General features: G+C 68.2%; 1 protein-coding gene. It reads right to left on the minus strand.

What is annotated here, in order from left to right; all coding sequences use genetic code 11:
- Positions 1 to 70: 70 nt before the first annotated feature.
- A partial coding sequence (locus tag AB0C16_RS40805) for a hypothetical protein (protein WP_357691584.1) occupies positions 71 to 400 on the minus strand: 330 nt, incomplete at its 5' end.

Here is a 400-nt window from a genome sequence, read left to right on the forward strand (position 1 = left end):
GCGAAAGGGATTTCAGGGGTGCGAGTGAGTGGTGGACGGGGACTGTGGGGGAAAGCGGGTCGGTGGTCGGTCAGTTGATCCTGATGAGTTTGGCCTTGAGGACCGCGAGCAGTCCGCCGTCGACCGTCACCCCCGTCTTGCCGTTGACGGTCACCGAGCGGCCCTTGATGTTCACGTCGCCGGTGGCGCCCGCGTCGAGCGTGATGCCCGAGGCGGACAGCGTCACCGAGCTCAACTCCCGCGTTCCGCCACGGGCTTTCACGGTCAGGGTGATCTCGCCCTTCTTCTCGTCGAGGACGACGTCGAGCCGCTTGTCGCCGGTGGCGATCCGTACGCCCGACGGGCCGCGCGGGGCGTCCAGCAGCTCCAGCCGGTTGCCCGAACGGGACACCAGGGAGCG

The sequence above is a fragment of the Nonomuraea sp. NPDC048916 genome, from assembly GCF_040649575.1.
GTDB lineage: Bacteria > Actinomycetota > Actinomycetes > Streptosporangiales > Streptosporangiaceae > Nonomuraea.